The sequence below is a fragment of the Streptomyces xiamenensis genome (assembly GCF_000993785.3).
GTDB lineage: Bacteria > Actinomycetota > Actinomycetes > Streptomycetales > Streptomycetaceae > Streptomyces > Streptomyces xiamenensis.
The window spans coordinates 3,278,088-3,297,049 of record NZ_CP009922.3; the positions used below are offsets into that span (position 1 = coordinate 3,278,088).

At 69.3% G+C, this 18,962-nt stretch carries 19 protein-coding genes and 1 pseudogene; 9 read left to right on the forward strand and 11 right to left on the reverse strand.

The window, feature by feature from the left end:
* Positions 1 to 81 precede the first annotated feature (81 nt).
* From SXIM_RS15020 to SXIM_RS15030, 3 genes are all read left to right on the forward strand, one after another.
* Entirely contained in the window at positions 82 to 474 is a 393-nt protein-coding gene (locus SXIM_RS15020; RefSeq protein ID WP_148236116.1) for a hypothetical protein, read from the forward strand.
* Positions 471 to 683 (forward strand): hypothetical protein, encoded by a 213-nt coding sequence (locus tag SXIM_RS15025; protein ID WP_046724367.1) that lies wholly within the window; start codon positions 471 to 473, stop codon positions 681 to 683. Before SXIM_RS15020 ends, SXIM_RS15025 begins: the two co-directional genes overlap by 4 nt.
* Before the next feature lie 107 nt (positions 684 to 790).
* Positions 791 to 1,135, forward strand: a complete 345-nt coding sequence (locus SXIM_RS15030; protein WP_168222723.1) for a hypothetical protein — start codon at positions 791 to 793, stop codon at positions 1,133 to 1,135.
* Between the two features lie 13 nt (positions 1,136 to 1,148).
* On the opposite strand, the gene SXIM_RS15035 is transcribed toward SXIM_RS15030, so the two are convergent.
* Positions 1,149 to 1,955: an NAD(P)H-binding protein gene (locus SXIM_RS15035; protein WP_046724370.1), complete on the reverse strand. Its 807-nt coding sequence runs from the start codon at positions 1,953 to 1,955 to the stop codon at positions 1,149 to 1,151.
* A gap of 63 nt (positions 1,956 to 2,018) precedes the next feature.
* On the opposite strand from SXIM_RS15035, the gene SXIM_RS15040 reads away from it, so the two are divergent.
* On the forward strand, positions 2,019 to 2,729 hold the full coding sequence (locus SXIM_RS15040; protein ID WP_046724372.1) for a helix-turn-helix domain-containing protein: 711 nt from the start codon (positions 2,019 to 2,021) through the stop codon (positions 2,727 to 2,729).
* Positions 2,730 to 2,871: 142 nt separating this feature from the next.
* On the opposite strand, the gene SXIM_RS15045 is transcribed toward SXIM_RS15040, so the two are convergent.
* Positions 2,872 to 3,720 carry a helix-turn-helix transcriptional regulator gene (locus tag SXIM_RS15045; RefSeq protein ID WP_046724374.1) on the reverse strand — a complete coding sequence of 283 codons (849 nt, stop codon included), beginning with the start codon at positions 3,718 to 3,720 and terminating at the stop codon, positions 2,872 to 2,874.
* Positions 3,721 to 3,821: 101 nt separating this feature from the next.
* Between SXIM_RS15045 and SXIM_RS15050 the strand changes: the two are divergent.
* The 4 genes and pseudogenes from SXIM_RS15050 (at position 3,822) to SXIM_RS15060 (ending at position 9,141) form a co-directional block, all read left to right on the forward strand.
* Positions 3,822 to 4,732, forward strand: a pseudogene (locus tag SXIM_RS15050) (SDR family oxidoreductase).
* A gap of 1,424 nt (positions 4,733 to 6,156) precedes the next feature.
* Entirely contained in the window at positions 6,157 to 6,390 is a 234-nt protein-coding gene (locus SXIM_RS27450) for a hypothetical protein (RefSeq protein ID WP_046724375.1), read from the forward strand.
* Positions 6,387 to 7,577, forward strand: coding sequence for a S8 family serine peptidase (locus SXIM_RS15055; RefSeq protein ID WP_046724376.1), 1,191 nt, complete (start codon positions 6,387 to 6,389; stop codon positions 7,575 to 7,577). The genes SXIM_RS27450 and SXIM_RS15055 overlap by 4 nt, the downstream gene beginning before the upstream one ends.
* A 361-nt stretch (positions 7,578 to 7,938) precedes the next feature.
* Positions 7,939 to 9,141, forward strand: a complete 1,203-nt coding sequence (locus tag SXIM_RS15060; RefSeq protein WP_078846929.1) for a S8 family serine peptidase — start codon at positions 7,939 to 7,941, stop codon at positions 9,139 to 9,141.
* Between the two features lie 89 nt (positions 9,142 to 9,230).
* On the opposite strand, the gene SXIM_RS15065 is transcribed toward SXIM_RS15060, so the two are convergent.
* The 4 genes from SXIM_RS15065 to SXIM_RS15080 form a co-directional block, all read right to left on the reverse strand.
* Complete coding sequence (locus SXIM_RS15065) at positions 9,231 to 9,737, reverse strand: hypothetical protein (protein WP_148236117.1); 507 nt, start codon at positions 9,735 to 9,737, stop codon at positions 9,231 to 9,233.
* Positions 9,738 to 9,754: 17 nt separating this feature from the next.
* The gene (locus tag SXIM_RS15070) at positions 9,755 to 11,347 is read right to left on the reverse strand and encodes an alpha/beta hydrolase (RefSeq protein WP_046725681.1); all 1,593 of its coding nucleotides are present in this window, start codon (positions 11,345 to 11,347) and stop codon (positions 9,755 to 9,757) included.
* A complete protein-coding gene (locus tag SXIM_RS15075; protein WP_046724377.1) occupies positions 11,347 to 11,760 on the reverse strand; it encodes a hypothetical protein in 414 nt (137 codons plus the stop codon). Before SXIM_RS15075 ends, SXIM_RS15070 begins: the two co-directional genes overlap by 1 nt.
* A gap of 219 nt (positions 11,761 to 11,979) precedes the next feature.
* Positions 11,980 to 13,938: an AfsR/SARP family transcriptional regulator gene (locus SXIM_RS15080; RefSeq protein WP_148236118.1), complete on the reverse strand. Its 1,959-nt coding sequence runs from the start codon at positions 13,936 to 13,938 to the stop codon at positions 11,980 to 11,982.
* 579 nt (positions 13,939 to 14,517) lie between these two features.
* Here SXIM_RS15080 and SXIM_RS15085 point away from each other — a divergent pair.
* Entirely contained in the window at positions 14,518 to 15,198 is a 681-nt protein-coding gene (locus tag SXIM_RS15085) for a sigma-70 family RNA polymerase sigma factor (protein WP_053116207.1), read from the forward strand.
* A gap of 60 nt (positions 15,199 to 15,258) precedes the next feature.
* Here the strand turns inward: SXIM_RS15085 and fabI are convergent, their stop codons facing one another.
* The 5 genes from fabI to SXIM_RS15110 all read right to left on the reverse strand — a co-directional run bounded on the left by fabI (position 15,259) and on the right by SXIM_RS15110 (position 18,918).
* Positions 15,259 to 16,026: an enoyl-ACP reductase FabI gene (gene fabI / locus SXIM_RS15090; protein ID WP_030729871.1), complete on the reverse strand. Its 768-nt coding sequence runs from the start codon at positions 16,024 to 16,026 to the stop codon at positions 15,259 to 15,261.
* A gap of 19 nt (positions 16,027 to 16,045) precedes the next feature.
* Complete coding sequence (gene fabG / locus SXIM_RS15095; protein ID WP_030729868.1) at positions 16,046 to 16,750, reverse strand: 3-oxoacyl-ACP reductase FabG; 705 nt, start codon at positions 16,748 to 16,750, stop codon at positions 16,046 to 16,048.
* A gap of 39 nt (positions 16,751 to 16,789) precedes the next feature.
* Positions 16,790 to 17,578: a GNAT family N-acetyltransferase gene (locus tag SXIM_RS15100; RefSeq protein ID WP_052385134.1), complete on the reverse strand. Its 789-nt coding sequence runs from the start codon at positions 17,576 to 17,578 to the stop codon at positions 16,790 to 16,792.
* An 84-nt stretch (positions 17,579 to 17,662) separates the two neighbouring features.
* Positions 17,663 to 18,418: an SDR family NAD(P)-dependent oxidoreductase gene (locus SXIM_RS15105; protein WP_046724378.1), complete on the reverse strand. Its 756-nt coding sequence runs from the start codon at positions 18,416 to 18,418 to the stop codon at positions 17,663 to 17,665.
* Positions 18,419 to 18,450: 32 nt separating this feature from the next.
* On the reverse strand, positions 18,451 to 18,918 hold the full coding sequence (locus tag SXIM_RS15110; protein WP_052385133.1) for a MaoC/PaaZ C-terminal domain-containing protein: 468 nt from the start codon (positions 18,916 to 18,918) through the stop codon (positions 18,451 to 18,453).
* Positions 18,919 to 18,962: the final 44 nt, after the last annotated feature.

The window sequence follows — 18,962 nt, forward strand, 5'->3', positions numbered from 1 at the left end:
CGTTCGACACGTTGAACGATGCCCTGGCCTGCGCAACGCTGAACCTCGCTGGTAGTGGATTCACTACGGAGAGGAGCGGTCGTGCGTACGACCGAACGGCTGGAACTTCCCCAAGTCCCCATGGAACTCCTTCAACTGCGCGAGGCCCTCGCTCTGCTGGGCGTCTCCACGACACAGGTCAGCCTCAACCCCGGGCTTTCGCCCACCATCTCCGTCCACCGGATGTCGCTGGGCATCGTGCGACGGCTCGTACCGGACCTGGTGTGCGGGCTGGCGCGTCAGCACTTGTCGCCGGGGGCGGTGGTGTGGAGCGCCGAACTGGAGCGCGTCGTGGTCGTCGTCTACACAGCCGGGGCGTTGATCCGGGTGCGGGCGTACGACGATCCGTCGTTCGAGACGCACGCCCCGGCCGCCGACCTGCGGCCCGCGACCGTACGGCAGTTGGCGGCCGTGACGCGGGCGGTGTCCGGATGAGCGTTCCGGAGGTCGTGGAGATCACCGCCGAGACGGTGCTGGTCGGCGATGTGATCCAGGTCGGGGGCCGGGCGCTGGTCGTCGCGGATCTGGTGCTGACCACCCGAGGCGGACGCCGGCTGGAGTTCGCGACGGGGGAGGCGCTGACCTTGCACGCCCGTTCCCGGCTGACCGGCACCCGGCTGAGCAACCGTGGGAGGACGAGGTGACGTCCGTTCCCCGGCTCCCTGATCTCAGGTTCGCCGAGATCCGGCCCCTGCCACCGCGCTTGCCTGCGGGCGCCTCCCGGCCGGAGGCCAGGGGCAGCTCGGAATGGGTGCTGGGTCGCTGTTGGCTGTGGTGCGGGAACCGCTGCACGTGGGTGCTGTGGCTCGGCTCGGCGTCAACGGTTGGGCACTACGCCCAGTTCTACGTCTGTGAGCCGTGCCTCGCCCGGCTGCACCACACGATCATCGACTACGCCGACGCCATGCGGGACGCACCCACGGATGCCGCAGGGTTCAAGGTCCCGCTGTACACCGCCCCCGAGGACCCGCCCCGCCCCGAACCGATCAACTACCCCCGTCCCGGCACCCGTACCCGCCGCCCCCGTACGGCGCTCGGCCGCTTGTGGCACCGTCTCATCACCGGCCGCGAAAGGCCCTCGGCTCCGGTCGCCTGACCGCCGTGCCGGATCAGGGTGTTTCCGCGAAGGCCGTCCGGTGGTCGCGTACCCACTGCTCGAACGTGCCCGCCGGGCGGCCGAGTATCTGCCGTACATGGTCTGTTAGGTAGGCCGTGCCGCCCGCGCGGGCCCAGTCGATGCCGGTGACGACCTCGGCCGGCAACTGGCTGAGGATGTCCGTGCCGTCCGCGATCCGCACCGTGCGCCCCAGCACCCGCCCCAGGATCGACGCCTGGTCGGCGAACGTGAGCAGTTCCGGGCCGCTCAGGTCGTACCGCTGTCCGTCGTGTGCGTCGCCGGTCAGGGCCGCGACGGCGACCGCGGCCACGTCCCTCGGGTCGATGACGGCCTGCCGGGCGTCACCGGCCAGGTTCGGGACGGGTTCCCCGGCCAGGATCAGGGCGCGGTGGGGGAGGAGGTTCGAGGCGAAGCTCCCGGGGCGGAGCATCGTCCACGCGAACCCGGCGGCCTCGATCGCCTCCTCGGCGGCGACGTGCCACGCGCCGATGCTCTGTCCGCCGAAGATCCCGCCGCTGCCGATCGCCGACAGCTTGACGATCTTCCGGACTCCGGCCGCGCGTGCGGCTCGTACCAGGGCGAGGTCGTGGTCCGCCGTCGGCCGGGGCGGCACCGTCACCAGGAAGACGGTGTCGACGCCCGCGAGCGCGCGTTCCAGCGAGGCCGGATCCTCGAAGTCCGCCCGCACGTGGCCCGGTTGGGCGCGGCGGGACATCGCCCGGAACGGTACGCCCTGTTCGGAGAGGAGGCGCACGACATGGCTGCCGATGGTGCCCGTGGCACCGGTGATCAGGATCATGCATCCGACGATGGCAGCGCCTCCACACCGCCGGATAGGAAGTTTCGGCACTATCGTGGAGCGGTGGGTTCCCTCAACGTGCCGCCCGCTCTGCTGCGTTGGGTGTCCGGGATCGATGTCGCCACGGCGACGGCCGGACCGACAGCGGTCGACGTACCCGACCACGCCACCACTCTTCTCCTGCGCGTCGAACGGCGCGAGCTGATCGTGATGGGGCCCCGTACCCGGGCCGCCTATCACGCGGGCGGGGCCGGCCACTCGTGCGTGCGGGTCCGCATGCGGCCTGGGCGCGCGCAAGCCCTGCTCGGGCGTCCGCTGCGGGATCTCGCGGACCGCGTCCTGCCCCTGCGCGCCCTGCCGGGCCTGGACATCGACCAGTTCGCCACCGACCCGGTGACCGCCCTCGACGGGGCATGGGCCGGGCTGCCGGTGCCCCCGGCCCGGCTCGACGAGGCCGCGCGGCTGCTGGCCGGTGGCACGGTCGCCGCGGCGGCGGCCCGGCTGCACCTGAGTGAGCGCCGCCTGCACACCCTTTTCCTGGACGGCACCGGGCTGTCCCCCAAGCGCTTCGCGCGGATCGACCGGCTGCGGACCGTACTGGCGGCGGGGGCGGAGCCGGGGCGGTGGGCGGACATCGCGGCGTCGGCGGGGTACTACGACCAGTCCCACATGACGGGGGAGTTCCGCCGCCTCATGGGCGTCCCACCGGCCGCGTTCACCGCCGGACGCTTCCCCGCCGCGACCTCCTGCACAGAGCGGCAGGGACACCCCTGACAGCGCCACGGCGCGCCGTCGCCCGCCGACCGGACGGGCCTGCCCAACGCGGCGGCGGACGTACGGGGGGGCGCAGCGCGGGCCGCTGGTCGTGGGACCGACCGCCGTACACGTTGCCCGCTCTCCTCTGGACGGAGAGCGGCTACCGCTCCGCGTCGCTGAAGCGGTCCAGTCCGAGCACGGCGAGGAGTTGCAGCTTCTCGTACCCGGGAGACCGTGGCGGCGCGGTGAGCACGAGCAGCGTCTGGGACTGGTCCTCGGTAAACAGGGCCTGACAGTCCAGTTCGATGGGGCCGACCTCGGGGTGGAGGAGCGTTTTGTGGTCCTCGAAGCGCTGCGCGACCTCGTGCCGGGCCCACAGCGCGGCGAACTCCTTGCTCGCCGCCCCCAAGGCGCGCACCAGGTCGCCGGCCTGCGACCGGGGGCCGCGCAGTCCGTGGGCGGCACGCAGGTTCGCCACCTGGGCGCGGCTCTGCCGGTCACGGTCGGCCTCGGGATAGACGGATCGTTCCGCGGGATCGGTGAACCAGCGGTAGATCGCGCTGCGGGCCGGACCCGTGTGCCGCGACGCGTCCCCGAACAGAGCGACGGCCATCGCGTTCTGCACCAGCGTCTCGCCCAACTCGGTCAGGATGAGCGCCGGAGTGTCGTCGAGGCGGTCCAGGACCCGCAGCAGGGCGGGGGCGACGTGCGGGGAGGCCGACAGCGAGGCCGGGGCGTTGTGGCCGGAGACCCGGTACAGGTAGTCGCGTTCGTCGCCCGTCAGCCGCAGAGCCCGGGCGAGCGAGGCCAGCATGTGCTTGCTGGGCTGCGGGCCGCGCCGCTGTTCCAGCCGCGTGTAGTAGTCCGTCGACATCACGGCGAGGGACGCGACCTCCTCACGCCGCAGGCCCCGGGTGCGTCGGCGAACCCCGGGGGGCAGCGCGACATCCTCCGGCTGGAGGGACTCACTGCGGCGGCGCAGGAAATCGGCCAGAGCTGCACGGTCCATACGAGCGAGTATCCGTTGGTGCGGGAGGGCGAGCCAGGGACCGCCGATCCCCCGATGAACGCTCTCTGCCCCCGTGGCGGCGGACCGCCGACGATCGGGTCATGGACACACTGGATCTGCAAGGGAAGCTCGCCGTCGTCACCGGCGGCAGCGACGGCATCGGGCTCGGGCTGGCACACCGCCTCGCCCTGGCCGGCGCCGAGGTCATCATCCCGGTGCGCAAAGAGGCCAAGGGCCGGGCCGCTCTGGAACGGATCGGCGGCAACTCCTCCCTGCGCGCACTGGACCTGGCGTCTCTCACGTCGGTCGCGGCGCTGGCGGACCGCCTGAACGACGAGGGGCGGCCGATCCACATCCTGATCAACAACGCGGCCGTCATGACACCCCCACCCGGCACACCACCGCCGATGGCCTGGAACTGCAATTCGGCACCAACTACCTGGGGCACTTCGCCCTGGTGGCCCGCATCCTGCCGCTGCTCATCGCCGGCCGCGCCCGGGTCACCACCCAGTCCGCCCTGGCCGCCGCCCTGGCCAGGACGATGAACTGGCCGGACCTCCAGTTCGAGCGCGGCTACAAGCCCTGGCCCGTGTACAGCCAGTCGAAGCTGGCCACCATGCTCTTCGGCCTGGAACTGGACCGCCGCAGCCGGGCCAACGGCTGGGGCATCACCAGCAACGTCGCCCACCCCGGGTTCACCCGGACCAACTTGCAGAGCGCGGGGCCGAGGATGGGTGGCGGCAGGGCGCCCTTCGATGCCGGGTTCCGGCTGTTCGCCCCGCTCGGCTGGCCCGTCCAGCGCGTGGAGGGCGGGCTGCGCCCCGCGCTCCACGCGGCGACCAGCCTCGACGCCGGGGGCGGACGCTTCTACGGCCCGCGCGGCCTGGGACACCTCACGGGCGCGGCGACCGAGGAGAAGATCTATCGCTCCGCCCGCAACCCAAAGGACGCCTCCCGGCTGTGGGACCTCTCCTGCGAACTGGCCGACGTCACGTTCCCCAGCCGGGCATGAGCCCAGACGGGGGGCGAACCCCGCCGTATCGGCCGCCGCGCTGACGGCCCCGCTCCTCCGCACCGGATGTCCAGCTGTGGAAACGGTGGCACACCGGAGCGTGTCGGCAGCGGAACGTATCCTGAGGCTCGAACGTCTTGGCGGGGAGAGGCCGACGGGGAGGGGATCGGGCCGTGGAGGATAGTGGGACGTATCGCGGCACGTACAGGGGCCACGGCTCCGAGGACTATGCGGCGGACCAGTTGCAGGGCATGTCCCACCGGGATCTCGCTGGACTGCTGACGGGAGCGAGACCGGACGCGCTGATCCAGCGTGGCGAAGCGCTGGAGGCCGTGGCCGAGGCCGTGGAGTGGGTGGGCGAGCAGATCTGGTCGCGGGCCGGTGAGTTGGAGTGGCAGGGTCAGACGGCGGACGAGTTCCGCGAATGGATCCGCCACTTCCATCACGCGTCGGTGGATCTGAAGACGTACGCCAGTTTCATGGCGAGCGCGATCACCAACGCGGGCGTTGCTCTGCGCCAGGCCCAGAGTGAGATGCCACCCGCCCCGCCCCAGGAGATGCCGGCGACCGCTCTCGACGTGGCCTACGACACGGGCGACGGGGAACGCCCCATGACGATGACCGAAGCGGAATCCAGCCGCCAGGAAGCGATCGCCGTCATCAACCGCCTGGGCTCGGTGTACAAGACATCGGCGGGGACGATCCAGTACGTGAATGAGCGGGAACCGAGATTCCGAGCCCCCGATGGCGTCATCGGACCGACTCCCTCGGGCAATCTCCCTGCTTCGACTCCGGATTCCGAGATCCAACCGGGGGATCCTCAACCATGGTTCCCACCGGCACAGCAGCCCGCCGGTGCTCCCACCTTTCGATCCTCCGAAGTCTCGCCCCCAACGCCTCACGCCTCCGGCCAGGGGGGCGTGAGTGATCAGGGTGGTGTGGGGACGTCGTTGGATTCGGTGGGGGTGGTGCCGAATGGTGGGGTTCCTCCGGTGGCTCCTTCGGCGCCTTCTGCTCCGGTGGTGGAGCGTCCTGTGGGTGGCGGTCCGCCACAGCAGCCGGTGGTGGGTCCGGTGCCGGGATGGCCGTCACCGGCCCAGCCCGGTCAGGGGCGTGGGGGTGGGGGTCAGGTGCCGCCGGTGCGTGGCCCGGGTCTGCGTCCGGGTGAGGCGCCTGTGGTGCGGCCCTTTGGTCCGCCGTCCGGTCCGGGTTCACAGCCACCGGTGGGGCGACCCGCCGGGCCTGGGATGCCGGGTGGTCAGCATCCTCCCGTGGGGCGTCCGCCCACGGGAGGTGGTGGCCCGGGTGGGGGTAATCCCTGGGGCAGGGCGAACAACTACGGCCTTCTCGGGGGCAAGCCGGTACCGAACGCGAAACCCACGGTGGCGTCACGTATCCCGCCGGGTGGGGTGATCCAGCCCGGTATGAACGCCGCCAACTCCCGCCTCACCCCGACCAGGAACGACCAGCCCAACACCACGCCGCGTCCCATGTATGGGAAGGCGACGGTCGACGGACGGCCGGCCACCGGTCGTGGGGAGCGCGGGCGGTCCCTGCCCAAACCCACCGGTGTCATCGGCCTGCCCGGTCAGGGCCGCAAGAACGGCAAGAAGAAGCAAAAGAAGAACGAGAGCAAGGACGACAGGCAGCAGCCATGACCCCCACCCGCCGGGCCCTCGCCACCACCCTTGCCCTCACCGCAGCCCTGGCCACCGCACCCACCGCCCAGGCAGCTGACACCCCCCAACACCCCTGGTACTTCGACACCCTCCGCGTCGAAGAAATGTGGCAACACACCACCGGCGAAGGCATCACCGTCGCCGTCATCGACAGCGGAGTCGACCCCACCCTCCCCGAACTCCAAGGCCAAGTCCTCGACGGCACGGACCTCACAGCAGCCCAGGAAGGAGCCCATATCGATGTTTCGGGCCATGGCACCCACATGGCATCGCTCATCGCCGGAACGGGAAAGGACGCGGGCATCCAGGGCCTTGCTCCAGGCGTCTCCATCCTGCCCGTACGAACCCTCGTCGACAGCATCAACTTCAGTGGCGATGAGCGTTTCAGCGAAGGAATTACGTACGCCATTGAATCTGGTGCGCAGATCATCAATATCTCTCAATCAGGATCCGTTTCGGAAGAGGAGCTAGCGGAGGCTACCTCGCTGGCCGCGCGCCACGATGTGCTCATCTTTGCAGGAACCGGAAATACTGGAGAATCGGATAATCGCGTGGCCGCGCCCGCCTCCTTCCCCGGAGTGATCGCTGTCGGGGCAGTGGACAGAGGCAGCGAGCGCGTTCCCTATTCTTCTTCCGGCCCGCAGGTATCACTCGCCGCCCCGGGAAACGATGTTCCAGGCCACTGTGACGGCCTTGCCGGTTCCGCCTGCATCGTCAATGAGGGCGGCACCAGTTCCGCCACCGCTCTCGCTTCCGCCTCCGCCGCGCTGATCTGGTCGCAGCACCCCGACTGGACGAAGAACCAGGTCCTGCGCGTGATGCTCAACACCGCCGAACGGCCGGATGATCAGCGGCGGGATGATTACACCGGCTATGGCATCGTCCGGCCCGACCGTGTCATCGTCGATGGGGATGGCGACCCCGGCGACCCCGACAGCCCGCCCATCTTTCGCGACTGGGAAGCGGGCCTTGTGCCGCCCGCCACGCCCGAGCCCACACTCGAAACGACGCCGGACGACAGCACCGAGCCCGCCCCCGGACTCGAGGCGGAAGCCGCCGCCACGAGTGACGACAGCAGCCCTCTGCCCTGGATTCTCGGTGGCACCGCCGCAGTTCTGTTCGTCGCCGTGACCGGATGGCTCCTGCTCCGGCGACGCGCCGCCTGATCGCCACTCAGGTGATGGCGAGCTCGTACGGACGATGTCTCCCGGTATGCCTCCGCGCCGACTGTGGCCCACAGCTGGCCCGTACTCCAGCCGCAGATGATGATCTCCACGGGTTCGGGCTGTTGATCGTCAGTGGCAACCGTCGCGTGCGCGGGATTAGCGGTGCCGCCGCCGGTGAGCCCGTCGGAGGTAATGGGTTGGGTCGTGGACACGAGCAGAGGCGCCGGACGTATGGGCCAAGCCATCCCTTGCAGGCGGAGAACCAGGGTCTGCCCGTAGGCAACCCGATGCCGACCGACGGGCAGCGCGGCCCATTTGTCGCCCCATCGAAAGACGAGAGTAAGGACGACAGGCAGCAGCCATGACCCCCACCCGCCGGGCCCTCGCCACCACCCTTGCCCTCACCGCAGCCTTGGCCACCACACCCACCACCGCACAAGCAGCCGACACCCCTCAACACCCCTGGTACTTCGACACCCTGCGAGTCGAAGAGATGTGGGAACACTCGAAGGGCGAAGGCATCACTATCGCCCTCATCGACAGTGGTGTCGACAGCTCGCTCCCCGAGCTGGAAGGCCAAGTCCTCGAAGGCACCGATCTCACTGGGCGTGCTGAAGGTGCACACGTGGACACCGACGGACACGGTACTCACATGGCAGCGCTCATCGCTGGAACGGGAGATGGAAACGGAATTCGAGGCATCTCTCCAGGTGTCAAAATTCTTCCTGTCCGCATCGTCGAAAGTGGCGATTTCGCCATCAGTGGTGTCGCTCGATGGGTAGAGGGAATTCAATACGCCATTGATTCGGAGGTGGACATCATCAACATCTCCGGCACACGGGAAGACATCATTGGCGCGGCGGGGCCACTGTCTGAAATGGCAGAAGAAGCGGCCAGGCAGGGCATACTTTTCTTCGCTTCTGTTGGTAACGAAGGGGAGAGGGCGAACACGGTTCAACCGCCGGCAAGCCTTGACGGTGTCATAGGTGTCGGCGCCGTACGGAGCGACGGTGAGAGGTCCTCCTACTCCACGTCCGGCCCGCACGTAGCCCTCGCGGCTCCTGGCAACGGTGTTCCCGCGTACTGCGGAGATCTGGGCGGCTCCCTCTGTCTGATCGAGGGTGGCGGGACGAGCGCAGCTGCCGCCTTGGCGTCGGCCTCTGCCGCGCTGATCTGGTCGCAGCACCCGGACTGGACGAAGAACCAGGTGTTGCGGGTGATGCTCAATACGGCCGAGCGGTCCGATGATCAGCGGCGGGATGACTACACGGGGTACGGCATCGTGCGGCCGGACCGGGTCATCGTCGATGGGGAGGGTGACCCCGGTGATCCCGACAGTCCGCCGATCTTCCGCGACTGGGAAGCGGGCCTTGTGCCGCCCGCCACGCCTGAGCCGACACCCGAAACGACGCCGGACGAGAGTGCCGAACCCGCCCCCGGACCCGAGGCGGAAGCCGCCGCCACTAGCGACGACGGCAGCCCCCTACCCTGGATCCTCGGCGGCACCACCGCCGTCCTGCTCGTCGCCCTGACCGGATGGTTGCTGCTCCGGCGGCGTGCCTGAACACCGATCACGCACCGACGTGCGCGTCATCCCCTGATTGGAGGTGACAGCGATGGGTTGTGCTTCAGTCCAGGCGTTTCGCGAGCCGGTCAGAACTGCTGCTGCTCGACGTCCGGAGGGAGGAGACAGGGAGTGGAGACGATGAGGAGCAGATGGTTCTCGTTCCCGGTGAAATCTTGGGCCGTGACCGACTGACCCTCTTCCGGATGCCGGGCATCAAGAGCGTTCGCAGGGGACACCGAAGGGTCTGAACGGTAACCGTTGATCTCGAAACCTTTCTCCTCCAAGATTTCACGGATGTCGAGAACCGCCTGCGCGTGGTCCTCCGGAGGGAGTTCGATGCGAGCAGAATAGGAATGCTCGAAACGTCCGTCCTCCGCGACCTCGCCGTTTCTGCCGAGGCACGCGTAGAAATTGACCTTCTTGGTATCTTCCGCGATCTCTCCGCCAGCGGTGCGGGCCATAGACTCGATCCAGTGTCTGGACCAGGCCTCAGCGTCCTCTTGGCTCATGCGCGGAAGTGGGTCATTGGCACCGCTCGTCATGCAACCTCCCAGCGCGAACGCGACAGTCATGGTCGCAACCAGATTGCGCACAGCGCACTTCATCTGCCTCACCGGCCGGCATCTCCTGTTAGGGGCTTGTCCCCGGCGACGATACGGCCGATGTTCCTCAAGCTTTCGCTTCCCTCGTCCCAGTAGCCGCTGTGGCCCGATGTGTCGACGTACATCTCCTGTGCTCCGAAGTAGCTTTTGTGGGGGCCGACGCCCAGCGTCTGCTCGCTGAGATGGCGGGGAATGGGGTCGTCATCCGCTGTGCCCACCCACAGGTGTTCCGGGTCGATGTGAAGGTCTCGCGCCTTGCTCACCGACATGCCAGGACTTCCGACAACGATGACGTCATCGGCCCCCAGCCCATCGCCCCCCTTGTCGGCGGCACCCACCATCGTGGAGCCGTAGCTGTGTCCCATCACAGTGAGATGGTTGTTCCCGGTCGTGTGGGCCGCGCCGAGCCCAGCGGTGAATTCTCGCAGGTCAGCTGCCCCTGCATCGGCGCGACCTGTCGTGGCCACGCCGCTGGGAATCTCAGGTGCGTCATAGCCGAGCCAGGAGACCACGGCGACTTCTTCGTCGGTGAATTCCTGCGCTGCCGTCTGCATCCTGTCGATCCGCGCGATCTGGCCGCCCGCCGAGGTCATGTCCGTGCCCGTGCCCGGGACCAGGATCGCCGTGTGGGCCGCCGTATCCGGGTTGCCCTGGGCGAGGACGTACTGGCCGTCGTGGGAGGTGTCGAAGCCCAGCAGGTACAGCTGCTTGTCGCCCTCCGCGCCCGCCGCCAGGTCGAGTTGTTCGCGCAGGTGGGTCAGGCCCGCGTAGGCCATGCCGTCGTGGATGCCGTGGGTGTGCTCCCTCGCCGCGTACTCCTCCAGCAGGGCGTCCAGTGCCCGCCGGTTGGCGATGTCCCGGTCGGCGGTCGGCAGGCCGTCCAGGGCGCCGACCTCGGCCGGGAAGTAGAGCAGGTACGCCTCGCGCTGGCTCTGGCTCATGCCGTTCCACCAGCGGGCGTTGGCGTCGGGGGTCCCGTCCTCGGGGATGTCCTCCACGTTCGCGCCGATGTCGAGCCGGGTGCCCATCCGCGCCGCCAGTTCCAGGGCAGCGTCGCGCCCGTACTCCTTGTCGAAGGTGAACCAGTCGACATCCCGGAGTACCCCCGCGGCGGCGACCGCGGCGCTCGTGGCGTCCGCGACCGCCTGTTCGATCTGCCGCCGGTACTCGCCCAGACCGGCGTTCGCCGCCTGTGACAGCCGCTCGTAGTCCGGGTCGTTGCGCATCTCGGGGTCCAGCTCGCGGGGCAGGACCCAGCCGTCCTCGCGGACCGTGAAGCCGTCGGCCTCCGCGCCCTCGACCGCGCTCCGCAGCTTCACCTGGGCGATCTGCATCGTGCGGTTGGCCCGGCGCAGTGCGGTCGCCATGAGGGTCATGTTGATCGCGGCGGTGTGCAGGATGCTCTGGGCCACCTCCATGGAGCGCAGCCCGCTGGTCGCCGCCTGGCCGGTCCAGTCGGCCGCGATCAGCGGGGCCGAGACCCGCTGGTACGACTCCTCCTGGGCCTCCAGCAGCGCCTCGGCCATGCGGGTCCACGCGGTGGCGACCTCCGCGAGGGCGCTGAAGTCCTGGGTCATCAGTTCACGGAACTTCTCGGGCATCAGACCGTGCCCCACGTACGGAACTGGCGGCCGATCTCCATGTCGGTCTCGGACATGCCGTACGAGAGCATGTCGAGCCCGTCGGCGTGGCCGATGAGCCGGTCGGAGGTCTCACACAGCTTGTCGCCCCACTTGTCCGCCGTGATGGTCAGCCGCGGGCCGAGGTCCCACCCCTGGAGCGACTCGCCGGCCGCGTGGGCCTTGGCGATGGCGTCGTCGATGACGGGCCGCAGGTCGCTCTCCACATCGCGGGACGCGCTCGACGCCGAACGCAGGACGTCCAGCGGGACGCTCAGGTCGTTGCGCCCCGGGGCGGAGCCGCCGTTGCCCGCCTCGTCGGAGTTCAGACGGGTGCGCGTCATGTCCTCGCGGGCGGTCTGCTTCGCCGCCGCCCATTCTTCTTCCCATGTCATCGTGACCGGTGACCTCCCCCGTACGGTCCGTGCCGGGGCCCACGATACGGCCATCGGCCGGCCGGTGGTGAGGGTCCGGGCGCGTCACCTCCAGCGCGGGGCGCCAGGACGGGGCCCGTACGACCCCGGCGCGGCTCGGGCCGTGACCTGGGGGCGACGGTGGGGCGGAGGGAGACGAAGGTCTTGCCGCGGCGGCGCGTCGCGAGGCCGTCCCCCGCCTCATCTGCCGGTGCCCAGGCGCCCGTTCACCGAAGGGAACTGCCGCGTGAGCCGGGCTCGTGCCGCGCGGCGGTCGACAGCGCTGTCATGACGGCGAGCCAGCTCCGAGGCGTAGGCGCGGTTGAGGCCGGTCAGGACGTACCGATCGGGGCGCTGCACGCCGAGGAGATGCTGGCGGGTCAGCTCCTCCAGCAGGGGCCGCACCGTCGAGGTCGTCACTCCCGCGAGGCTCGCGGCCGCCGGCGCGGATATCCAGGCCGCGTCGGAAAGGGAGAGCAGACGGAATAGGCGCGCCGCGTCCGCGCTCAGGACCCGGTAGGACCACGAGAGGACCGTCCGCAGGTCGGTGTTGGCATCGGCCCCGGTGAACAGGTCCAGGCTTCCGCCGGCCCGGCGCAGCTCGTCCGCTATCTGGGGCAGTGCGTGGTTGGGGCGGGTCTGCGCGACCGTGGCGACGATGGCCAGCGCCAGGGGCAGCCGCCCGCAGAGGTCGATGATGTCCCGCACCGCTTCGGGATGGGCCTCGATCTGATCCGCGCCGAGGCGTCGGGCCATGGCCTGACGTGCCTCTTCCGGGGAGAAGACGCCCAGGGTCATCGGACGGACGTCGTGCGTGACGATCAGCCCGGGTAACGGGGCACGGCTGGTCACCAGAGCCATGGAACCGCGCGTGCTCGGCAGCAACGGCCTGACCTGGCCTTCGTCGAGTCCGTTGTCCAGGACGACCAGCACACGGCGGCGGGCCAGCAGGCTGCGGAACATGGCGATCTTCGCGTCGAGGCCCGCCGGGACGCGGGACTGCGGCACGTCGAACGCACCCAGGAAGTCGTCCAGGGCATCGGCCGGGTTCAAAGGCCGGTCGGACTGGTCGTAGCCGCGCAGATTGACGAAGAGCTGTCCGTCGGGGAAGTTGTCGGCGGCCCGGTGGGCCCAGTGGACGGCGAGGGCGGTCTTTCCACTGCCGGCCGCCCCGTCGATCTGTACCGCCCGTGTGGTCGTTCCGGCCTCCTCCTCGTCGATCGACCGCCGCAGCCGGGCCAGTTGGGCCGACCTTCCGACGAACGTGGACAGGTCGGCGGGGAGTTGCGCGGGCCGCGACAGGACGTCGTGCGGATCGTGCCGGGGTATGCGCTCACTCTGGGGCCGACTCCCGTCACGGGTCGGCCCGCGAGGAGCCGGATGCTCCAGCCGGATGTCGTGGTTCAGGATCGCCTGGTGCGTGCCCCGCAGTTCGGGGCCCGGGTCGACGCCGAGTTCCTCACCGAGCCGTCGGCGTACTTCGTCGAAGCGCTGCAGGGCGTCGGCGGGACGTCCGGACAGGTAGAGGGACCGGAGTAAGAGGTTCCAGGTCCTCTCCCGCAGGGGATGGCGGGCCGTCAGGTCCTCGGCCACCAGCACGGCCTGCTCGTACTGCCCCTCGTTCAGCAGCGCTTCCGTGCGCAACTCCACCGCTTGCAGGCGCAGTTCCGTCAACCGGGCCGACTCGCGCATCGCGAACCTGTGATGCTCGACGTCCGCGAGCGCCGTGCCCCGCCACAGCGCCAGCGCGCGGTCGATCTCCGACCGCGCCTCCGCGGCCCGGCCGTCCGCCAGCAACTGCCGGGCACTCACGACCAATCGCTCGAAGCGCGCGGTGTCGCGGACATCTTCGGGCAACAACAGGGCATAGCCCGTGGACTCCCGGGCGAGGACCTCGTGGCCCGCTCGGCGCGAGTGTGAGGGTTCGAGGACATCGCGTAGTCTGCTCACATGCGAATACAGGGTCGCGACCGCGCTGGGCGGCGGCCGCCCCTGCCAGACATCCTCACACAGCACATCGACGGGAACGGAGCGGCTGTTCTCCAGAAGCAGCCGGATCAGCAGTACGCGCCGCAGATGTGGCCCGAGGTTGAGATCCTGCCCTCTGCGGCCGATGGCCAGCGGGCCGAGCATGGAGACCCGTATGTCGATTTCTACCACCAGGCGGCTTTCCAATCCCCCCCGCTGAGGATGTCCCGTCCGCCGTTGAACTGGGGGGACGGTTGTTGATCATGCTAGACCGTCGCCGTGCGGTTCCCGCTTGACGCGTTGGGTGTGTCGAGTGTGAACGCCGGGAGGTGTGCCGGCTGTTCCCTCCGGTGGCGTCGTTCGGCACGGCACTCGGCCTGCGCACCCTGCGCAAGCATTCGGCAAGTGTGCGACAAACGGTCCGCAAGTCACGGGTGAGATGGTCGAAGCACTGCCCTCGCCGGTTCTCAGCGCGCGAAAACTGGAAACCGGCCCCGTTGCCGGCCGTACACGCATACCGTCATGCCGTCGGCCGGCCGTGACGAACCGTCGCTCATTCACCCATGGGGCGACGGGATAGCGCCTTGTCCGCATTCAAAGAACCCGACATGTTCCGGACGTCCGGGACGGTGAAATCCGCCGACGGCCGGGGCCTCTCATGTGCAGCGCACAGAATCACTCGTTCCGCTTGGCGCAGAAATCCTTTTCTGCGCCAAGTCCGAGAAGTGGCCAGGGACATCCGACGGTAGCGACATCTCAAGGGAGCTCTTCGTGGCGACGCGCCCCCCAGCACAGGCACAGAGGTCTTCTGACGTTCACCGCCAGGCCGGCAGCATTTTCATCAAGAGATCACGCGATGTCCCACGGGATTCCGAGATCGCCGAGCGGGGTCAGGATTCCGATCCGGAGGGGGCCGCCGAGTTGTCGGCCGAACAATGGCTCATTCACCGGGCCGAGATCGTGCACTATGTCAGGCATCTGCTGGACGGCGACATCCACGCCGCCGAGGACGTGGCCCAGGAGACGGCCATCCGGTTGTGGCTCCATCCCGAGGTGCTCAAGTCCGGGCGGTCACTGAGGCCGTGGCTGCGGACCGTGGCCCGGAACATTGTGGTCGACCGGCACCGTCGGGTCCGGGCCAGGCCGACCGAGGTGAATCTGGCCACCGAACTGGACGTGGAGGGCCCGCAGGCCACCGCCAGCAATGTTCTGGATGGCCACCGTGCATTCGAGACGATCGAATCGGAGACGGTCGTCGCCGACATGTTGTCGTGTCTTTCACCGAAGCACCGTGCCGCCGTCCTGGCGGTCTATGTACAGGGCCACCACGTGAATGATGTGGCGACCATGCTGGGCATTCCACCCGGCACCGTCAAATCTCGATGCCATAAGGCGATACGACAGCTCCAGCAGGTCTTCCGTGTCGAGGCGAAGTCGCCCATGGCGGCGTAGGGACACCGCCCGGATGGCCGGATTCCTCTGCCGGGCAGAGGAATCCGGCCTCGTGGAGTGCTACGCGCCGACGGCGTGAAAGCCGCCGTCCACCCACACCATGGACCCCGTCGTGGCGGGCAGCCAGTCGGACAGCAGTGTGCACACGGACCTGCCCACCGGCTCGGGGTCATCGACCTTCCACCCGAGCGGTGCCCGGGAGTCCCACTGCGCCTCGATGTCCCCGGACCCGGGGATGGACCGGGCTGCCATGGTCCGGACCGGGCCCGCGGCGACCAGGTTCACCCGGACCCCGCGGGGGCCCAGTTCCTTGGCGAGGTAGCGGGTGACGGACTCCAGACCCGCTTTGGCGACCCCCATCCAGTTGTAATCGGGCCAGGCCTGGCGGGCGTCGAAGTCCATCCCGACCACCGAGGCCCGTTCGCTCAGCAGCGGAAGCACGGCGCGCGTCAGCGACATGAACGAATAGGCGGAGACCCGGACCGTGGTGGCGACGTCCTCCCACGGTGCCTCCAGGAAGGGGTTGCCGAGGCAGGAGGGCGGAGCGAACCCGATCGAGTGCACCACCCCGTCAAGGCCGGAGACATGCTCGGACACCTTGCCGGACAAGGCGTCCAGATGCTCGGAGTTGGTGACATCCAGTTCGATCACCGGAGCCGGCGCGGGCAGCCGCCTGGCGACCCGTTCGACCAGGCTGAGCCGGCCGAACCCCGTGAGTACCACCTCGGCGCCCTGCTCCTGCGCGACGCGCGCGACGTGGAACGCGAGCGAGGCGTCCGTGAGTACCCCGGTGATCAGCAGTCGTTTGCCGTCGAGTAGTCCCGTCACGATCTCTCCCTTTGCTGACTCAGTGGCCCATTCCGAGGCCGCCGTCGACCGGCAGCACCGCGCCGGTGATGTAGGCCGCCGCCCCGGAGGCGAGGAACGTCGCGGCCGCGGCGATCTCCGTGGTGTCCGCGCCGCGACCCAGCGGGACCTGGCGCAGGATGTCCCGCTTGCGTTCGTCCGGCAGGACCGCGGTCATCCCGGTGGCCACGAACCCGGGGCTGATCACGTTCGCGGTGATGTTGCGGCTGCCGAGTTCGCGGGCGAGTGACCGGGCGAAGCCGACCAGGCCGGCCTTGCTCGCCGCGTAGTTCGCCTGACCCGCGCCGCCGGAAAGGCCCACCTCCGAGGAAATGAAGACCAGTCGGCCCCAGCGTTTGCGGAGCATGCCGCGGGTGGCGCGCTTGGCGACGCGAAACGATCCGGTCAGATTCGCGTCCAGGACGCGGCTGAATTGTTCCTCGCTCATCCTCAGCAGCAAGGAGTCGTCGGTGATACCGGCATTGGACACCAGGATCTCGACCGGACCGTGCGTCTCCTCGATCTCGGTGAACGCCGCGTCGACCTGTTCGGAGTCGGTCACGTCGCAGGTGACGCCCAGCAATCCGTCCGGTACGGGCGCGCCGCGGTGGGTCACCGCGACGCTGTCCCCCTGTTCGGCGAATCTTCGCGCGATCGCCAGACCGATGCCGCGGTTGCCGCCCGTCACCAATACCGACCGTGCCACGTTCGATTCCTCCATTTCCCCCACGTGTTGGGGTGACCTTCACCGAGGCGCCCCGGATGCGTAACAGGTGCCGTGGAACGCGTGCCGGTAGCCGAGTTTCCCGTACCACTTCTCCGCCGCGGTTCCCGCTTCCACCTGAAGAAACAGGGAGGTGGCGCCGGTGTCGAAGGCAAGGCCGGAACATTCGTTCAGCAGCGCACGGCCCACACCCCGGCCTCGCGCGTCGGCCACCGTGCCGACCGCGTACACCCCCGCGTGTGCGCCGGCCACCAGCAAAACGGCGACACCGACGGCCCTCCCGCCGGATCGGGCGAGCAGATAGAACTTCTCGTACTCCGGCCCGGTGATCTCGAAGCTGCGGCGGAGGGCCTGGATATGGCTTTCCTCCAGCGGCCCGTACAGATCCACGGCGTCATCGCTGGAGTATGCCGAGGAGAACGCGGAAAGGAATTCTTCCCGTGTTTCCCTGGTGATGCTCCGCACCTCGATACCGGGTGTGATCCCGGTGTCCCGCGGACTCGCCTCACGCAGCATCCAGGAGTCGCACGCGTGCGGGGAGAAGCCGGCCGGGCCGTCGTTCCCCATCGGCGAGAGAGGTGTCGTGTACAGGGCAGGCAGCCGGCCGCGATCGTGCAACGCGTCGCTGAGGGAACCGAGGGCGGACCACGCGAAATCGGCGTCGGGACAGAAGAAGTTGTAGTAGGGGTCCGCGATGAGATCGCTCAGCATCAGGTCCCCGTGCGGCATCGGACGCCGTTCGGAGCAGAATGTGCTCAACAGGAAGGTGTGGTGCAGTCCGAGCAGCGTACGGATCTCGGAATTCTTCATCCGATCCTCCCTGGATTGTCGTGCGCATGGTGTACATGGCTGACCTGATCGCCGTTCGGGGAGCGCGGGGTGGACGGGTCGCGCTCACTCGGGGTCGGACATTTTGATCCACTCACCGCCGTCGGCGACGACGGCCTCTCCGGTGATGAAGCTGGCCTTCCGCGAGGCCAGGAACGCGATCACCTCCGCGATCTCGGCGGGCTCGGCGACCCGGCCCAGGAAGTTGCCGTCCCTGGGGCCCTCGGGCCGGCCGATCTGCTCGAAGTACGCGATGGCCGGCGGAGTCCTGACCCACCCCGGCAGCACCGCGTTGACCCGGATGCCGAACTCGGCGAGATCGGCCGCCGCGTGCTTGGTGAACGCGACCAGACCCGCCTTCGACACCCCGTAGGGCGCTGTCTGGGGCGTCGCCTGGATCGCGCTGATGGATCCCACGTGCACCACGGCCCCCCGGGTCCGCCGCAGCGCGGGGACCGCGGCGACGGTCGTCGCGATCGGTCCGATCAGGTTCGTGCCCAGTACGTGATCCCACGCGGCGGCCGGCAACTCCGCCACGGGGCCGGGCTCGCCGACCGCACCGTGCGCGGTCACCAGTACGTCCAGGCGCCCGAACGCGGACACCACCTCGGCCACGGCCGCCGCGGCGGCCTCCCACGTGGACAGGTCCGCGCGGACGGCGTGCACGCCGGGGAGTTCACGCGCCGCACGGTCCAGCCGCCGCTGGTCGCGCCCGCACACCGCGACGCGGTGCCCGCGCTCGCTCAGCAGACGGGCCGTGGCCAGACCGATCCCGCTGGTTCCGCCGGTGACCAGGGCCACCGGGGCGTCCGACGATTCCATGAAGTCCTCCTGGCTCCCCGCCCGGGGAGCGGTCATGTGCGCAGCGCGCACAGATAGGTCTGGACGGCCCGGCACACCACCGGCCCGTCGAGCAACTCGATCTCGACACCGAGGACGAGCTCGTACCAGTCGCGGACCCGGGGCCGCGCGCCGGTGAGCCGGAAGCGGCCGCGGACCCCCTCGCCGGTGGGGACGGGAGCGCGGAACCGCACGCCGTCGAGACGGTGGTTCACCGTGCGGACCGCGTCGGTGACGGTGAAGGCCTCCGTGGACATGACCGGGATCAGCGACAGCAGCAGATGTCCGTGGACGATCGTGCCCCCGGCGGCACGGGCCCGCCCGGGGTCGACGTGGATCCACTGGTCGTCCCCGGTGACCCGGGCGAACGCGTCCACGCGCTCCTGGTCGATCCGGTGGTCCGCGCTGGTGCCCAGCACCTGTCCCACGTGATCGGGCAGTTCCGCGGTCGTGAACGCCCGGGGAGGGCCAGCCCCGTTCACGCGGCCACCATGGTGACGGCCCTCGGGCGCGCCCGCCGGTGGCG